13 protein-coding genes and 1 tRNA gene are annotated in these 14,968 nt (G+C 57.2%); 6 read left to right on the top strand and 8 right to left on the bottom strand.

Translation table 11 applies throughout. The features are described 5' to 3' along the window. Positions 1–217 precede the first annotated feature (217 nt). Together ACWKV9_RS08165 and ACWKV9_RS08160 are read right to left on the bottom strand one after the other, a co-directional pair. On the bottom strand, positions 218–781 hold the full coding sequence (locus ACWKV9_RS08165) for a cysteine hydrolase family protein (protein ID WP_483835581.1): 564 nt from the start codon (positions 779–781) through the stop codon (positions 218–220). Positions 782–850: 69 nt separating this feature from the next. Beyond that, positions 851–1,774, bottom strand: a complete 924-nt coding sequence (locus tag ACWKV9_RS08160; protein WP_483835711.1) for a LysR family transcriptional regulator — start codon at positions 1,772–1,774, stop codon at positions 851–853. Positions 1,775–1,893: 119 nt separating this feature from the next. Between ACWKV9_RS08160 and ACWKV9_RS08155 the strand changes: the two genes are divergently transcribed. Next, positions 1,894–2,643 (top strand): 3-oxoacyl-ACP reductase family protein, encoded by a 750-nt coding sequence (locus tag ACWKV9_RS08155; RefSeq protein ID WP_483835580.1) that lies wholly within the window; start codon positions 1,894–1,896, stop codon positions 2,641–2,643. A 166-nt stretch (positions 2,644–2,809) separates the two neighbouring features. After that, positions 2,810–2,899, top strand: a tRNA-Ser gene (locus ACWKV9_RS08150). A gap of 264 nt (positions 2,900–3,163) precedes the next feature. Here ACWKV9_RS08150 and ACWKV9_RS08145 read toward each other — a convergent pair. Further along, positions 3,164–3,487 carry a helix-turn-helix domain-containing protein gene (locus tag ACWKV9_RS08145; protein WP_483835579.1) on the bottom strand — a complete coding sequence of 108 codons (324 nt, stop codon included), beginning with the start codon at positions 3,485–3,487 and terminating at the stop codon, positions 3,164–3,166. Positions 3,488–3,998: 511 nt separating this feature from the next. Between ACWKV9_RS08145 and ACWKV9_RS08140 the strand changes: the two genes are divergently transcribed. The 4 genes from ACWKV9_RS08140 (at position 3,999) to ACWKV9_RS08125 (ending at position 7,113) form a co-directional block, all read left to right on the top strand. After that, the gene (locus tag ACWKV9_RS08140; RefSeq protein ID WP_483835578.1) at positions 3,999–4,292 is read left to right on the top strand and encodes a DUF6388 family protein; all 294 of its coding nucleotides are present in this window, start codon (positions 3,999–4,001) and stop codon (positions 4,290–4,292) included. A 151-nt stretch (positions 4,293–4,443) separates the two neighbouring features. Further along, positions 4,444–5,133 carry a crotonase/enoyl-CoA hydratase family protein gene (locus ACWKV9_RS08135; protein WP_483835577.1) on the top strand — a complete coding sequence of 230 codons (690 nt, stop codon included), beginning with the start codon at positions 4,444–4,446 and terminating at the stop codon, positions 5,131–5,133. Positions 5,134–5,324: 191 nt separating this feature from the next. Further along, positions 5,325–6,047, top strand: a complete 723-nt coding sequence (locus ACWKV9_RS08130; RefSeq protein WP_483835576.1) for a 1-acylglycerol-3-phosphate O-acyltransferase — start codon at positions 5,325–5,327, stop codon at positions 6,045–6,047. A 94-nt stretch (positions 6,048–6,141) separates the two neighbouring features. Continuing rightward, positions 6,142–7,113, top strand: coding sequence for a magnesium and cobalt transport protein CorA (locus ACWKV9_RS08125; protein ID WP_483835575.1), 972 nt, complete (start codon positions 6,142–6,144; stop codon positions 7,111–7,113). Between the two features lie 927 nt (positions 7,114–8,040). Here ACWKV9_RS08125 and ACWKV9_RS08120 read toward each other — a convergent pair. From ACWKV9_RS08120 to ACWKV9_RS08100, 5 genes are all read right to left on the bottom strand, one after another. Further along, complete coding sequence (locus ACWKV9_RS08120; protein ID WP_483835574.1) at positions 8,041–8,763, bottom strand: amidotransferase; 723 nt, start codon at positions 8,761–8,763, stop codon at positions 8,041–8,043. Positions 8,764–8,903: 140 nt separating this feature from the next. Next, the gene (locus tag ACWKV9_RS08115; protein ID WP_483835573.1) at positions 8,904–11,045 is read right to left on the bottom strand and encodes a 3-hydroxyacyl-CoA dehydrogenase NAD-binding domain-containing protein; all 2,142 of its coding nucleotides are present in this window, start codon (positions 11,043–11,045) and stop codon (positions 8,904–8,906) included. 52 nt (positions 11,046–11,097) lie between these two features. After that, a complete protein-coding gene (locus tag ACWKV9_RS08110; RefSeq protein ID WP_483835572.1) occupies positions 11,098–12,303 on the bottom strand; it encodes an acetyl-CoA C-acetyltransferase in 1,206 nt (401 codons plus the stop codon). 838 nt (positions 12,304–13,141) lie between these two features. After that, positions 13,142–14,005, bottom strand: coding sequence for a transglutaminase family protein (locus ACWKV9_RS08105; protein WP_483835571.1), 864 nt, complete (start codon positions 14,003–14,005; stop codon positions 13,142–13,144). Beyond that, positions 14,002–14,961 carry an alpha-E domain-containing protein gene (locus tag ACWKV9_RS08100; protein WP_483835570.1) on the bottom strand — a complete coding sequence of 320 codons (960 nt, stop codon included), beginning with the start codon at positions 14,959–14,961 and terminating at the stop codon, positions 14,002–14,004. Before ACWKV9_RS08100 ends, ACWKV9_RS08105 begins: the two co-directional genes overlap by 4 nt. Positions 14,962–14,968: the final 7 nt, after the last annotated feature.

Here is a 14,968-nt window from a genome sequence, read left to right as displayed (position 1 = left end):
TGTAGGAGCCAACTTGTTGGCGAGGCGACCGATGCGGTGTGTCAGGTCGAACGTCTCGCGAACAAGTTCGCTCCTACAGAGACTCACTCGACGACGCACCGCCGCATTCTGTAGGAGCCAACTTGTTGGCGAGGCGACCCATGCGGTGTGTCAGGGAAATTGGATCGCAGCCTCGCGTTGCTCATCAGCTCCTACAGGTTTTGCGGCGCTCGGAGGTTTATCTTCTGGAAAAATTCAACACCTCATCCGTGGACAACACCTGGGCGTATTCGCCATGCAGGTTTGCCAGTGACATAGCGTGTACCTCTTCTGCCGTGCGGGGCGTGCCGAAGAAGTCCGGCTGATCGAAGGTGAAACACGCGTCGTGAGGCACGATCACTTCAAAACCCAGATTGCCCCCTGCCCGCGCGGTCGACTCCACCGAATTGTTGGTAACCACGCCGACGATGACGATCTGCGAAATGCCGTCAGCGCGCAGCCAGGCTTCCAGAAAGGAATGACAAAACGCGTCCGGAACTTGCTTGCTCAATTCTTGCTCGCCCTCCCACGGTTCAAATGCCGGCTGATAATCGACCCCCGATTGCTGCGGCCAGAACACCGAGTCGGGGGAACGGGAGAAATGCCGTACATGAAAGACCGGACGGTGAGCTTCGCGCCACGCAGCCAGCAATCTCTGCATGTGCTCCTCGGCCTGAGCATTGTTACGACGGCCGAGCTTGGGGTGATTGATGCCGTTTTGCATGTCGATCACGATCAACGCGGCGTTGGCCTGGAGCTTCATGTTTTATCCTTCAGATATGCAGCGCGCAAATGTACGAAGGCCCGCAGTGTGATGTCCACCGGCACGTCATTAGAGCGCGCTGAAATACCGGGCTAACTGTTGCTCGGCGAATTGCTCGATCACGAAATCGACAAAGGCGCGGGTCTTGCCGGGCAGCAGTTTGTGCTCGCTGTAATAGATCGAAATATTGCCGTCGTCGACGTACCAATCGGGCAGCACTCGCTGCAATGTCCCTTTTGACAGATAGGGCAATGCAAACGGCATGCTGACCAACGCAACGCCCAGCCCCTGCTCCGCCGCCGCGCAGGCGGCTTCCGAATCGCTCATGGTCATGCGCACCTTCAAGCTCAACGGGCGCTGCTGCTGCGCCTGGTTGCTCAGTGGCCATGAGCGGATGCGCCCGGTCTGAGGCGAGCGAATAAGAATGCCATCGCAGCTGTGCAGGTCTTCCGGGGTAATGACCGGCGTGCGCGCGGCGACCCAGCTCGGCGACGCCACCAGCACCCGATGCGCAGGGGTCAGTTTGCGGGCGACCACACCCTGGGGCAAATCAAAACCACCGCCAATGGCGGCATCGAAGCCCTGGGCAATAAGATCCACCTGTCTGTTATCAAAATGCCAATCTGGCGTGATCGCCGGGAAACGCCGCAAAAATTCACCCAGCATCGGCAGGATATACAGCCGGCCGAATACGGTTCCCATACTCACCTTCAACGTGCCCGCCGGGCTGCCTTCGGCACTGGCCAGATTAGCCACCGCGTTCTGGATGGTATTAAGGCTGGCGCTGACTTCTTCGAGAAATCGCTGGCCTGCTTCGGTCAATCTCAGGCTGCGCGTACTACGCTGGAATAGCCGCACGCCCAGCCGCATTTCAAGTTTGGCTACGCTTTTGCCCACTGCTGCCGGGGTCAGGCTCAAGCGGCGCGCCGCCTCGGCGAAACTGCCGACCTCGGCGCTGCGCACAAAGCATTCGATGCTGCTGAAGTTTTCCATCGCACTCATTCGCAACTTTTGGTTTACACAGACTATAGCGATTACGGGCTACTGCGCATGCAATCGACGGCGGATACTCAATCCATCCACTCAAAAACTCAACTGTTCCGGAGATCGACATGACTCACCCAACGAACCTCAGCGGCAAAGTAGTTCTCGTTCAAGGCGGCTCACGCGGCATCGGCGCCGCCATCGTCAAACGTCTGGCCGAACAAGGCGCAGCGGTGGCCTTTACTTACGTGAGTTCCGACGCCAAGGCTCGCGAACTGCAAGACAGCATCACATCCACCGGCGGCAAAGCACTGGCGATCAAGGCCGACAGCGCAAGCGCCGACGACATTCGCCGCGCGGTCAGCACCACCGCCGAGACCTTCAAGGGTCTGGATATCCTGGTGAACAACGCAGGCGTGCTCGCTATTGCGCCGCTGGATGAATTCAGCCTGGAAGATTTCGACAGAACCCTGGCCATCAACGTGCGTAGCGTGTTCATCGCAAGCCAGGAAGCCGCCCGCCATATGAAAGAAGGTGGACGCATCATCAACATCGGCAGTACCAATGCCGACCGCATGCCCTTCGGCGGCGGTGGCCCGTACGCCATGAGCAAATCGGCTCTGGTCGGCCTGACCAAAGGCCTGGCCCGCGACCTCGGCCCGCGCGGCATCACCGTCAACAATGTGCAGCCTGGCCCAGTGGACACTGACATGAACCCCGCCGACAGCGACTTCGCAGAATCGCTGATGGGGCTTATGGCAATCCCCCGTTATGGCAAGGCCGAGGAAATCGCAGGCTTCGTGGCCTATCTGTCAGGTCCGGAAGCGGGCTACATCACCGGTGCCAGCCTGACCATCGATGGCGGCTTCGGCGCCTGATAAGGACTGACCCTCGCGCACGCCTCAGCCCTGGCCTCTTGCAGACGCCAGGGCTGAAGGCTTTTCTGCTTAAGCACATGAAAATTCTGAAAAAAAGTTTTGCCTTCGCCAAAGGTTTCGACTACATTAGCGCGCCTCGACAGACGGAACATGTTTGAAGAGATACGGTGAAGTGTCCGAGTGGCTTAAGGAGCACGCCTGGAAAGTGTGTATACAAGAAATTGTATCGAGAGTTCGAATCTCTCCTTCACCGCCAAATTTGATGTAAATAAAACCCCTGACTTCTCACATGAAATCAGGGGTTTTGTGTTTTTGGGGTGTGCATCCGATCAACTCACCGCAGCGCCAAAAGCACAAAACAACTACTTGCTAACGGCTGTAACCCGCTAACGTAGCGAGATGCGGGCAATTACGGGACGGGCAGTTTTGTTATTACACAGGTTAGCGTTAGAGTTTGTTATTAACGACATCAACTAACCGGGGAAGACGCAACAAATAGATTTTACTGCAAGTGCAAGACTTACAAGTAGCTACGCGCCAAAGCGCTGAATAGATGACTAAACGCACTCTGGTCTGCCTCTGGCATCTTTCTCAGTGCCACGAGCATATCGTTCTCTTCCATACTTAAATCACCCAATACTTCAGAAGTACGCTTGCCGGTGATGATGTAAGTAACATCCAGCGTTCCCGAAGTAGCCACCAGATAATCAGCCTTGGGCATTCTCTGTCCGCTTTCGTAATGTCCTTGGGCATTGGGCTGAACGCCGCCCAACTCTGCCAGGGCGTGCTGGGTCAGTTTATTTCTCAACCGCTCTTGCTTCAGCCTACTGCTAAACGTGTCCATGCCGATGCGCCTTTTCACGATAACTGAATAAGAATCCGTCTGATGCTCGCTGATGGATTCGACAATTGTGGGTGAAAGAAAGCAGTTTTAACGCTAGTTCAAGACTGCATAGTCTAGAGAGTATGGGCGTGACACCCCCGAATAGATACCGACTTCGATATTCCAGCCATATGGATAAATAACGTTGACAAGAATGCCTGCAAAATCAACTGCCCGCCTTCACCAGCCTCATATGATTAATCGATCAATGGTCACGGGTGTTTTTTAAGCGTGGCAGTAACGTGATAAATCTGCACGACCACACTCAAATGAATGCATCAGTATTCGATAAGATTACGGTGTAATTATCACGGTACTTTAAGCCTCCATATCCCCGCACACGCCGCCTCGACCGACGGAACGCAAGTGGCTGGCATGCGCAGCGCACATCCAGCACAATCCGGTCTCCCTTATGGCCGCTATCGGCCTGCCAAGCACGAGCTCAAATCTAACAACAGGAGATAACTGCCGCATGAACGCAAACGACTGGAACGAAGCTGCACTGGCGAAGTACATCGTCACCAATCCTGTGTTGCAGGCTGAAATCCAGGACCTGAGCCCCGAAGAGCAGAAAAACCAGACGCTTTGGGCGTTCGAGGACGAGGCGGAAAGTCAGGGCATTGAAACCTGGGAACTGGCGCTGCAATTCATTGCTGACAGCCCTGAGCAACTCAAGGAGATGCGCCTGGCTGCACATCGACAAGCAGCTGAAGCGCTGGGCATGGATTGGGATGAATACCGAGACCTGAACGAACTCGACGACTGAGCCCCCCGCTCGTCCCACCTGGATATCTTCAGGCCTACACTCGGCGGCGAGAGGGTCTGAAATGCTGACTTATCAGTCACTCATAGCGCTTTACCTGCCCCTTGCGGGTGGGTAACTTCTGCGCACTTCAAAACAAAAAAGGATTCGCGTCATGAGTGATTTGGTCTCGTATCAACTGGACGACGGCATCGCTACGCTGACCTTGAGCAATGGCAAGGTCAACGCGATCAGCAACGACCTGATCACGGCCCTGAACGAGGCGCTCGATCAGGCTGAGAAGGACCGAGCGGTAGTGATCCTCACCGGCCAGCCGGGCATTCTGTCTGGTGGTTACGATCTGAAAATCATGACATCAAGTCCGCAGGCAGCGCTGGACCTGGTGTTTGCAGGCTCTTCGCTCGCCAGGCGGATGCTGGCTCATCCACAGCCCATCGTCGTCGCCTGTAATGGGCACGCGGTGGCCAAGGGTGCATTCCTACTGTTGTCGGCGGACTATCGGATTGGTGTGGAGGGCGCATTCAGTATTGGACTGAATGAAGTCCAGATCGGCATGACCATGCATCACGCCGGTATCGAACTGGCGCGCAATCGTCTGAGTAACTCAGCCTTTGGCCGCTCGGTGATCAACGGCGAGATGTTCGACCCCAAAAGTGCAGTACAGGCCGGGTTCCTCGACAAAGTTGTCGCGCCGGAAGAACTGCAAGACGCCGCTCGAACCGCTGCGTTGCAGTTGAGAAAAATCAATATGAACGCGCATAAGAACACCAAGCTGAAGGTGCGTAAGGCCTTTCTCGAAACGCTCGATAAAGCCATCGAAGTTGATAGGCATCACGCGCTGTAACTGCCCAAGCTTTTGTTGGAGCGAGTCGGGATACCGCCCACTCGCGCCAACGGATAAGATCCGTTTCGGTCAGGTCAAGGCTTTCCGGCAACATCCGCTTAAATATCCTGTACTCGCAAAGCTGTCCGACAATTGCCGATTAGCCGACGCCTCCGTAAACTGCGCCCCCTTTTGTCCAGTGGGCCGGTTGAATGCTGTTTGCGCTGCGTATGTCGTTAATGGCCCTGCATTTTGTAGTGGCGGGAGTTCTAGGCGTGTTGCTGGGGCTGTGCCGCCCGTTCAACCCCGATAACAGTCGCTGGTGCGCGCGGTTATATGCATGGCCCGCCATGCGCATCCTGGGTTTACGCGTAAGGGCCGAACTGGGCGACGTGTTCGCGAAAACTCATCCCTGCGTAGTGGTCGCCAATCATCAATCCAATTACGACCTGTTCATCTTCGGCAATATCGTGCCGCCGCGCACGGTGTGCATCGGCAAGAAGAGCCTGAAATGGGTGCCGTTATTCGGCCAGCTGTTCTGGCTGGCAGGCAACGTATTGATTGATCGCGGTAACCCGCTCAAGGCTCGCCGCTCAATACGCGAGACAACTGATACGCTGCAAAACAAAGACACCTCAATCTGGGTGTTTCCAGAGGGTACGCGCAACCTTGGCAACGGCCTGCTGCCATTCAAGCGTGGCGCGTTTCAGATGGCGATCGAAGCCGGTGTGCCCATCGTTCCGGTGTGCGTCAGCACCTACTCAAAACACATGCAGCTCAATCGCCGGGAAAGCGGCAACGTGCTGATCCGCTCCCTCCCCGCTATCCCGACTTCACACCTGACGCTGGAACAACTGCCCGAACTCATCGAGCAATGCCGCACCCAGATGCAGCGCTGTATCGAAGAGCTGGATCAGCAGCTGTCTAATGCCTGAAACCGGCGCGAACTCGTGCAATTCTGCTGACTCTGAACAGATAGATCCGCGCTAAGCTGCGCGCCTGCCACCTAGAAGAAGAAGCGAATCCACCATGGGCCGAGTCGTTGCTGCTGCGGTTTACAGCGCTGGAAAGAAAGTGACCAACATCACCCTCGAACAGGGTGCCGAATGGGCAGCCAAACCGGGACACTTTGTCTGGATCGGACTGGAACAGCCTAACGCCCAGGAGCTGGCGGTGCTGCAAAAGCAGTTCTGCCTGCACGAACTGGCCATCGAAGACGCCCTCGAAGTTCATAGCCGCCCTAAGCTCGAAACCTTTGGCGATGCCCTGTTTATCGTCACCTACGCGCCAATTCGTGAAAACGGCAAGCTGATCTTCATCGAGACCCACATCTTCGCTGGCAAGGGCTACATCATCACCTCGCGCAACGGCGACTCGAAATCCTACGGTCTGGTACGACAACGATGCGAAGCGCGCCCGCTGCTGCTCGAACACGGCGAGGATTTCGTGTTGTACGCGCTGCTGGACTTTGTCACCGAAAACTATCAGCCGGTGACCGAGGCCATCCACTGCGAGCTCGAAGAGCTGGAACACAGCGTGCTCAGCACGGAACTCAACGAATCTGATATTCATCGCATCCACAGCCTGCGCCGGGATCTGTTGCGCTTGCGCCGTTATGTGTCGCCGATGGTGGAGATTGGCGAGGAATTACAAAAGCTCAGCTTTCCGTTCATCGACAAGAACATGCGGCCATACTTTCGCGACGTGGAGATCCACGTGAAGCGGCAGATGGAAGACTTGGCCAACCTGCGAGACATCGCCAGCCAGACCATCGAAATCGGATTGTTGCTGGAGTCATCACGCCAAAGCCTGACCCAGCGCAAATTCGCCGCGTGGGCAGCGATTCTGGCGTTTCCGACAGCGATTGCTGGAATTTACGGGATGAATTTCGAGAACATGCCAGAGCTGAGCTGGCACTACGGCTACTTCGCCGTGCTGGGCGTGATCGTCGGCGGATGCTCGATCCTGTTCGCTAGTTTCAAGCGATCGGGGTGGCTTTGAAATTTGGCGCAGTGTCTTTTAGCAGATTTTTGACTCTGCATCTTTGGACGGCTTTAGATTTCGCGTCCTTGGACGGCTTTTGATTCTGGCCGGAGGCCGTAGGAGTCCAGCTTGCTGACGATCTGGCGCGAAGCGGCAGCAAAATCTCAGAACACGGTCTGTCTGATGCACCGAGGTGCGTGGAGTTAGGGCCGCTTCGCAGCCCATCGTCGGCAAGCCGGACTCCTACGCGCTCCGCGCAGAAGCGGGATCGCGGTGGATCCTCCGGGCGCGAGCAGAATTGATCGTTACATCGCCGCGCATCGCTTTTGATTCTGGCCGCAGGCCGTAGGAGCGTCGCTTGCTCTGGGCCGCATCCGGACGATCTGGCGCGAAGCGGCAGCAAAACTTCAGAATGCGGTATGTCGGATATACCGAGGTGCGTGGAGTTGGGGCCGCTTCGCAGCCCATCGTCGGCAAGCCGGACTCCTACGCGCTCCGCGCAGAAGCGGTATCGCGGTGGATCCTCCGGGCGCGAGCAGAATTGATCGTTCCATCGCCGCGCATCGCTTTTGATTCTGGCCGGAGGCCGTAGGAGCGTCGCTTGCTCTGGGCCGCATCCGGACGATCTGGCGCGCAGCGGCAGCAAAACCTGAGAACACGGTCTGTCTGATGCACCGAGGTGCGTGGATTTGGGGCCGCTTCGCAGCCCATCGTCGGCAAGCCGGACTCCTACGCGCTCCGCGCAGAAGCGGTATCGCGGTGGTCACGCGTGATGACGCGCAGCGTCAGGGGATTTATTACCATGCGGAGCATGGGAACGATCTGCCGCTTCTGTAGGAGCCAACTTGTTGGCGAGCGCTTGACGAGGTGTGTCAGGTACACCGCCTCGCGAACAAGTTCGCTCCTACGGAGGCGGAGTGCTAAATACGGGCCCTAAACCTAACGTCAAATCGCCTTCGAGCCACCTGCCACAAACCGCATCATCCACTCGGCTACCGTGGTGCCGTGGTGTTCCTGTTCCAGGCTGGCGATGCCTTTGCTGTAGACCTGATCGCCCAACGCTTCCTGACGAATATCCAGCAGCGTACGTGAGTAGTCGTGAATGAACTCCGGGTGGCCCTGGAAGCACAGCACCTGATCGTTGATGTGGTACGCCGCGAACTGACAGAACTCGCTGGACGCAATCACTGTCGCGCCTTCGGGCAGTTCCGTGACCTGATCCTGATGGCTGATCAACAGCGTCAGGCTGTCCACCGCAGGCGACATCCAGGGCGTTGCGGGTGCGAGGGTGTACTGATGCGTGCCGACGCCCCAGCCTTGGGTCGCGCGTTCGGTTTTGCCACCCAACAACAGCGCCAGCAACTGATGACCAAAGCAGATACCCAGCAACTTGTCGCCTCTCTTGTAGCGCTCAAGCAGATAGGTTTTGAGGGTTTGAATCCACGGATCAGTGCCGAACGAGTCAGCCTTGCTACCGGTGACCAAGTAAGCGTCGAACTGCTGGTCATCCGTTGGGTAATCACCTTGCAGAACGTTGTAGACGGTGAATTCGGCCGGGATCGGCTGGCGGGCAAACAACAACTCGAACATCCGCCCGTAGCCCTGATATTGCTCGACCAGTTCCGGGCGCAGGACGTCGGTTTCAAGGATGCAGATGCGTAACGACATAAAAATACCTGAAGCGCTGAAGGCGAAAATGCACACGCTCAAGCCTGCCTCGAATCGTCACGTCAAGGCAAGGCCCGTTTGGGTAATACGCGCACCGCTGACTGAACCTCAGCTGTGGCGCTGGTTGATTTAGGCCCGGCTTAAAACCTTTTGCCGTTCAGCGCCTTTTCCAGCAACAACGCGGGAGGGTCGAAACGCTCGCCGTAGCGTTCGGCCAGGTACTGCGCGCGGGCGATGAAGTCGTTGAGTCCGTACTGATTGATGAACTGCAGCGCACCACCGGTCCAGGCTGGAAACCCGATGCCATGAATCGATCCGATATTGGCGTCAGCCGTGGACAGCAACACGCCCTCCTCAACGCAGCGCACGGTTTCGATGGCCTGAATGAACAACAACCGATCACGAATTTCCTGCCCGGCGATATGCACGTCCGGCTTTTCAAAGCGGCTTTTCAACTCAGGCCAGAGGCGCTTCGGCTCGCCCGCCGGGTAGTCGTAAAAGCCACCACCCGCAGCCTTGCCCAAACGTTTGTACTCATTGACCAATACATCGATCAGCCCATATGCCACATGTTCGGGAGCACTTTTACCCTCCTGCGCCAGATCCTTTTGGGCTTGCTGGCGAATGTGACTCATGAGGCTGAGCGATACCTCATCGGATACTGCCAATGGCCCTACCGGCATACCCGCCTTGCGGGCTTCGGTTTCAATCATCACCGCTGACACGCCTTCACCAAGCATCGCGATGCCTTCGTGGGTGAACGTGGCGAACACCCGAGAGGTGAAGAAGCCGCGACTGTCGTTGATCACAATCGGCGTCTTCTTGATCTGCTGCACAAAATCGAAGGCACGTGCCAGCGTCATGTCATTGGTGCGCGCGCCTCTGATGATTTCGACCAGGCGCATTTTGTCCACCGGGCTGAAGAAATGCAGCCCGATAAAGCGCTCCTGCCGCACGACTGACGTCGCCAACCCGGAGATCGGCAAAGTCGAAGTGTTGGAAGCGATCACTGCATTGGTCAGCACGAACTGTTCGGCTGCCGCGCTGACCTGTGCCTTGAGCTCCCGATTTTCGAACACTGCCTCGATGATCAGATCACACCCTTCCAGATCGCTGTCCCGACCTGTGGTCTTGATCCGCGCCAGTGTTGCCTCTCGGTGCTGGGTACTGATGCGTCCCGCAGCCAGATGTTTGTCCAGCAGTCTGATGGAGTAATCCTTGCCCTTCTGCGCAGCCGCAAGATTGACGTCCTTGAGCACGACATCAATGCCGGCACACGCACTGACGTAGGCGATGCCCGCCCCCATCATGCCCGCACCGATAATCCCGACCTTGCGCGTAATGTAAGGCGGTGGACCTTTGGGGCGTGAGTGGCCAGCATTGATTCGGTTGAGTTCGAACCAGCTGCCGATCATGTTCTTGGCGATCTGGCCGGTGGTGAGTTCGGTGAAGTAACGCGCTTCGATCAGGTGAGCGGTTTCGAAATCCACTTGGGCGCCTTCGACAGCAGCGCAGAGAATCTTCTCCGGCGCTGGATAACAGCCCTGCGTCCTGGCGCGCAATACCGAAGGCGCTATCGCTAGCATCTGCGCGACTTTCGGGTGTGACGGCAAGCCGCCGGGAATCTGATAACCAGGCAGGTCCCACGGTTTTTGCGGCGCCGGATTGCCCAGAATCCACGTGCGGGCTTTGTCCAGCATGTCATCGACATCAGTGGCGAGCTGATCGATCAGGCCTGCTTGAAAAGCTTGCCGGGCGCTCAAGGTTTTGCCTTCCATCAATAATGGCAGCGCTTTCTCCAGCCCCAGCATGCGCACCAGCCGCACCGTGCCGCCGCCTCCGGGGAGCAACCCCAGAGTGACCTCGGGCAGGCCGACCCGTAGCAGTTTCTGATCGAGTGCAATGCGATGGTGGCACGCCAGGCATAATTCCCAGCCCCCACCAAGCGCAGCGCCGTTGATGGCCGCCACTACCGGTTTGCCGAGGGTTTCCAGCGCGCGCAATTGGGCCTTGAGGCCGAGGATCATCTGGAAAAACCACTGTGAGCGCGAAGCGTCGACCTGAATCAACTCGTTCAGGTCCCCGCCGGTAAAGAAGGTTTTTTTGGCGGAAGTGATGATTACGCCAGCGATCTGGTCTTTTTCTGTCTTCAGCCGGTCAACGATACGACCCATGGCTTCGCGGTACGTGGCGTTCATGGTGTTGGCGCTTTGATCGGGCATGTCGAGGATCAGCGTAACGATCTGATCAGGTCCTGCGATGTACTCAATGGCGTCAGTCATGCGGTCGTGTTCCTGGAGCTGTTCTTATAAATGAAGTGGACGCCGAGATGGCTCAGACGCGCTCGATAATCGTCGCGATGCCCATGCCGCCGCCGACACACAACGTCGCCAGCCCGTAGCGCAACTGACGGGCCTCCAGCTCATCCAGCAATGTGCCGAGAATAACGCAGCCCGTCGCGCCCAACGGATGGCCCAGTGCAATGGAGCCGCCGTTGACGTTGATCTTGGCCGGATCGACGTTCAGGTCCTTGATGAACTTGAGGACCACCGAGGCGAAGGCTTCATTGACTTCGAACAGGTCGATGTCTTTCAGGGTCAGGCCCGCACGCGCCAAGGCTTTGCGCGTGGCAGGCGCCGGGCCGGTAAGCATGATCGTCGGATCAGTGCCGGTCACCGCTGTGGCGACGATGCGCGCGCGGGGCCTTAGGCCGAGCTCCCGGCCTTTCTCGGCCGAGCCGATAAGCATCGCCGCCGCGCCATCAACGATCCCCGAGCTGTTGCCGGGGGTGTGAACGTGGTCGATGCGTTCGACGTGGCTGTAAATCCTCAGCGCCGTGGCGTCATAGCCCATCTTGCCGACAGCCTCGAAGCTGGGTTTGAGCGTGCCCAGCCGCTCAAGCGTTGAATCAGCCCGGACCAACTCATCGTGGTCGAGCAACAACGTGCCGTTCTGATCTTTGACCGGCACCAGGGATTTGCGGAATGCACCCGACTGCTGGGCAAGCCCGGCCTTTTGTTGGGACTGCAGCGCGTATGCATCAACGTCGTAGCGGTGGAAGCCCTCGATTGTGGCAATCAGGTCAGCTCCGATGCCTTGAGGGGTGTAATGCGTATGTAGGTTAGTCTGAGGGTCTTGGACCCAGGCACCGCCGTCGCTGTTCATGGGCACCCGCGACATCGATTCCACACCGCCGACCACCACCAGATCCTCAAAGCCGGAACGGATTTTCATTGCGCCGAGATTGACTGCTTCCAGCCCTGAGGCGCAGAAACGATTGATTTGTACCCCCGACACGTTCACTGCCCAATTGGCGACCAACGCTGCGGTTCTGGCGATATCGGCGCCTTGATCTGCCACTGGCGTTACGCAACCCAAAACGATGTCGTCCACGTGTGCGGTATCCAGGTGGTTACGCACTTGTAACTCGCCAAGCAAGCCGGCCATTAGATTTACCGGCTTGACGCTGTAGAGAGCGCCACCTGGCTTACCCCTGCCTCGGGGTGTACGCACGCAATCAAATATAAAAGCCTCGGTCATCGGTTCCCTCGTTGTCTGTGGTTATTTTTGTGCAGTAACACTCAAACGGTCATCAAGCAGGTTGTAATGAAGTAAGCGTTCAAGCGTATTGAGGGCTAGCAGGCTATCGAATAGAAGAATGTTTGCGCCTCGGACGAACGGTAGTCAGCTATCAGATGGCGGCAATTGCCCTTCAAAGGGTCTAGCAGGGGAATCGATGGGCGATAGCCAAATGCCCACCACTGCTTTTATCGCTAAAGCTCATAGCCCTAATAGCGAACGGATCTAAGGGGCATTCCACGCGGCCTCTAAGGTTAAGCCTGTAGCAGAGGCGCACATATAAACTTTTCTAAAGCGCTCACGCTTTCGGCGGATTGCCGAAGCACCTGCTCTTTTGATTTCACCTTTGCCAGCTGCCCGCTTCCATTTTTCGATGAAGCCGGAAAGCTTCTGTCGCTCAGGAATAACAAAAAAAGGCATACGTCATGTTTAAACATTCGAAAGTACGTCAGGCAGGACTTATCGTCTTCGCCACAACCTTGTTGTTGATTTTGCCCAACATGACTCGTCTCTTCGGCTGACTGATAGTAGTCGCCCACACAAACCCTGCACGATCAAATATGCGTGTTTTGGCCGTATATCGAACGTTTGAGTCTTCTGGTTTTTTACGGAGGGATGTCAACGAGTGAGGGTTGGATAAGGGGAACGCGTACTGGCAGCAAATGGCAGATCCAAGACTTGCCCGTGGTACGACTGAAGGAGCGCACTTGCCCGCGATTGGATTCAACAGTCTGACAATAATTCGTCAACGAAAAATCTTTCGCGGGCAAAAGCGCGCCTACATGAATTCGGTGCGCCGCTAACCCTGACGCTGCACCTGCATCATCGGCGCCGCCACTGGCGCTTTCTCAACCGGCTTGGCATCCGGCGTTGCAGCCGAAATAACTGTTGGCGAAACCAGCACTTTGGCGTGCATCTGCTCACAGCCACCGCCGCGACGCATGCCGCGCACCGGGCAGGCGTCTAGGTAATCCAGACCAACCGCGAGCTTCAAATGGCGTTCAGGAATCGCCAGTTGGTTGGTCACGTCGAAGCTGTACCAGGCCTCGTCGATCCAGGCTTCGGCCCAGGCGTGACTGGCTAAATGTTCGCTGTCCTCGCTGTACAAATAGCCCGATACATAACGCGCCGGGACACCCAGGCTACGGGCACAAGCCAGAAACGCATGAGTGTGATCCTGACAAACACCTGCTTTGCTCGCGAACGCTTCAGCCGCGCTGGTATGTACTTCCGTCGCACCTGGCGTGTAGGTGATGTGCTGGTTGAGCGCCTGCATCAGATCAATCAAGCCAGTACGGTCGCGACGCGCGGCACACTCCTTGGCGGCGAAACTGCGAATGGCCTCGTCGGCCTCCGTCAGCCGCGTGAAGCGCAAAAACGGCAGCGCAGATTGCGACTCGTGCTCAGCCTCACGCTTTTCGTCGATCTCGACCTGACCGCGAGCGCCAATCACGATCGCTTCATGGGGCTCGTCCAGGGTCAGTACGTGGAGGATATTGCCGAACGGATCGACCTGCGCACGCACTGGACGCGGCAATGTCAATTGCCAGCTCAAGACTTGCTGGCGTTCGCTGTCATGGGGGGTCAGACGCAAATACTGGATGCTGGCGCGGACCTGGTCCTCGTAGTGATAGGTGGTCTCGTGGCTAATTGAGAGTCTCATGCAGCCTCCAGATAAGATGTGTGAATAACACTACCCAGTTGGGCCAGCAGTGGAATGAATTCGTTCAACCATTCATGCAGACCCTCATCGAGGATTTCGTCGATTCCGGTGTAGCGTAGACGGGCATCAAGCTCGGCCGCCAGGCGTTGTGCCGGGCGTCCATTGGCGCCAGGCAAGCTGGCGAGAATCATGTCCAGCTCTTCGAGACAGGCGCGCAGGGAACGCGGAATATCGGCGCGCAACAGCAGCAGTTCAGCGACCTGACGCGCCCCGGGCGCATCGCGATAGACCTCGGTATAGGCCTCGAACGACGACAAGGCGCGCAGCAAGGCACTCCACTGATAGTAGCCAGCGGCAGAACTGTCCGCCGCCGCGTTGGCGGAAGGACCGCGCAACTCAAGCATTTCGTAACGCGCATCGAGCATGCGCAGGGTGTTGTCGGCGCGCTCGATGAAGGTGCCCAGACGAATGAAGCGAAACGCGTCATTGCGCATGATGGTGCCGTAAGTAGCACCGCGAAAAAGGTGCGAACGCTCCTTGACCCACTCGCAAAAACGGCTCATGCCATAACGACTGAGGCCCTGTTCGGCGATGCCGCGAATTTCCAGGTACGTGGCGTTGATGTTTTCCCACATGTCCGCGGTAATACGCCCACGCACTGCGTGCGCACTGGCCCGCGCCGCGCCGAGGCAACTGTAGATACTGGCGGGGTTTTCGGCATCCAGCGCGAAGAAATGCAGCAAGCGTTCGGCATGCAGTTCGCCATGACGCTCCAGATAATCGTCCAGGGTTCCGGTGATCAAAAGCGGCATGGCGATTTCATTCAAGCCATCGCCGCGACCGTCCTGAGGCATCAGGGACAGCGAGTAACTGACGTCCAGCATCCGTGCGAGGTTTTCAGCCCGCTCCAGGTAGCGCGACATCCAATATAAATCCGAGGCAGTTCTACTTAGCATTGGCAGG

This window comes from Pseudomonas corni, from assembly GCF_057128765.1.
Note: the sequence above shows the minus strand (reverse complement) of the source record. Positions and strands in the feature narration are given on the sequence as shown.

Excerpts from the sequence above, each read along its gene's own strand:
- ACWKV9_RS08165 (WP_483835581.1), bottom strand. The coding sequence starts at position 781 with ATGAAGCTCCAGGCCAACGCCGCGTTGATCGTGATCGACATGCAAAAC.
- ACWKV9_RS08160 (WP_483835711.1), bottom strand. The coding sequence starts at position 1,774 with ATGGAAAACTTCAGCAGCATCGAATGCTTTGTGCGCAGCGCCGAGGTC.
- ACWKV9_RS08115 (WP_483835573.1), bottom strand. The coding sequence starts at position 11,045 with ATGACTGACGCCATTGAGTACATCGCAGGACCTGATCAGATCGTTACG.
- ACWKV9_RS08140 (WP_483835578.1), top strand. The coding sequence starts at position 3,999 with ATGAACGCAAACGACTGGAACGAAGCTGCACTGGCGAAGTACATCGTC.
- ACWKV9_RS08110 (WP_483835572.1), bottom strand. The coding sequence starts at position 12,303 with ATGACCGAGGCTTTTATATTTGATTGCGTGCGTACACCCCGAGGCAGG.
- ACWKV9_RS08145 (WP_483835579.1), bottom strand. The coding sequence starts at position 3,487 with ATGGACACGTTTAGCAGTAGGCTGAAGCAAGAGCGGTTGAGAAATAAA.
- ACWKV9_RS08125 (WP_483835575.1), top strand. The coding sequence starts at position 6,142 with ATGGGCCGAGTCGTTGCTGCTGCGGTTTACAGCGCTGGAAAGAAAGTG.
- ACWKV9_RS08135 (WP_483835577.1), top strand. The coding sequence starts at position 4,444 with ATGAGTGATTTGGTCTCGTATCAACTGGACGACGGCATCGCTACGCTG.
- ACWKV9_RS08155 (WP_483835580.1), top strand. The coding sequence starts at position 1,894 with ATGACTCACCCAACGAACCTCAGCGGCAAAGTAGTTCTCGTTCAAGGC.
- ACWKV9_RS08105 (WP_483835571.1), bottom strand. The coding sequence starts at position 14,005 with ATGAGACTCTCAATTAGCCACGAGACCACCTATCACTACGAGGACCAG.
- ACWKV9_RS08120 (WP_483835574.1), bottom strand. The coding sequence starts at position 8,763 with ATGTCGTTACGCATCTGCATCCTTGAAACCGACGTCCTGCGCCCGGAA.
- ACWKV9_RS08130 (WP_483835576.1), top strand. The coding sequence starts at position 5,325 with ATGCTGTTTGCGCTGCGTATGTCGTTAATGGCCCTGCATTTTGTAGTG.
- ACWKV9_RS08100 (WP_483835570.1), bottom strand. The coding sequence starts at position 14,961 with ATGCTAAGTAGAACTGCCTCGGATTTATATTGGATGTCGCGCTACCTG.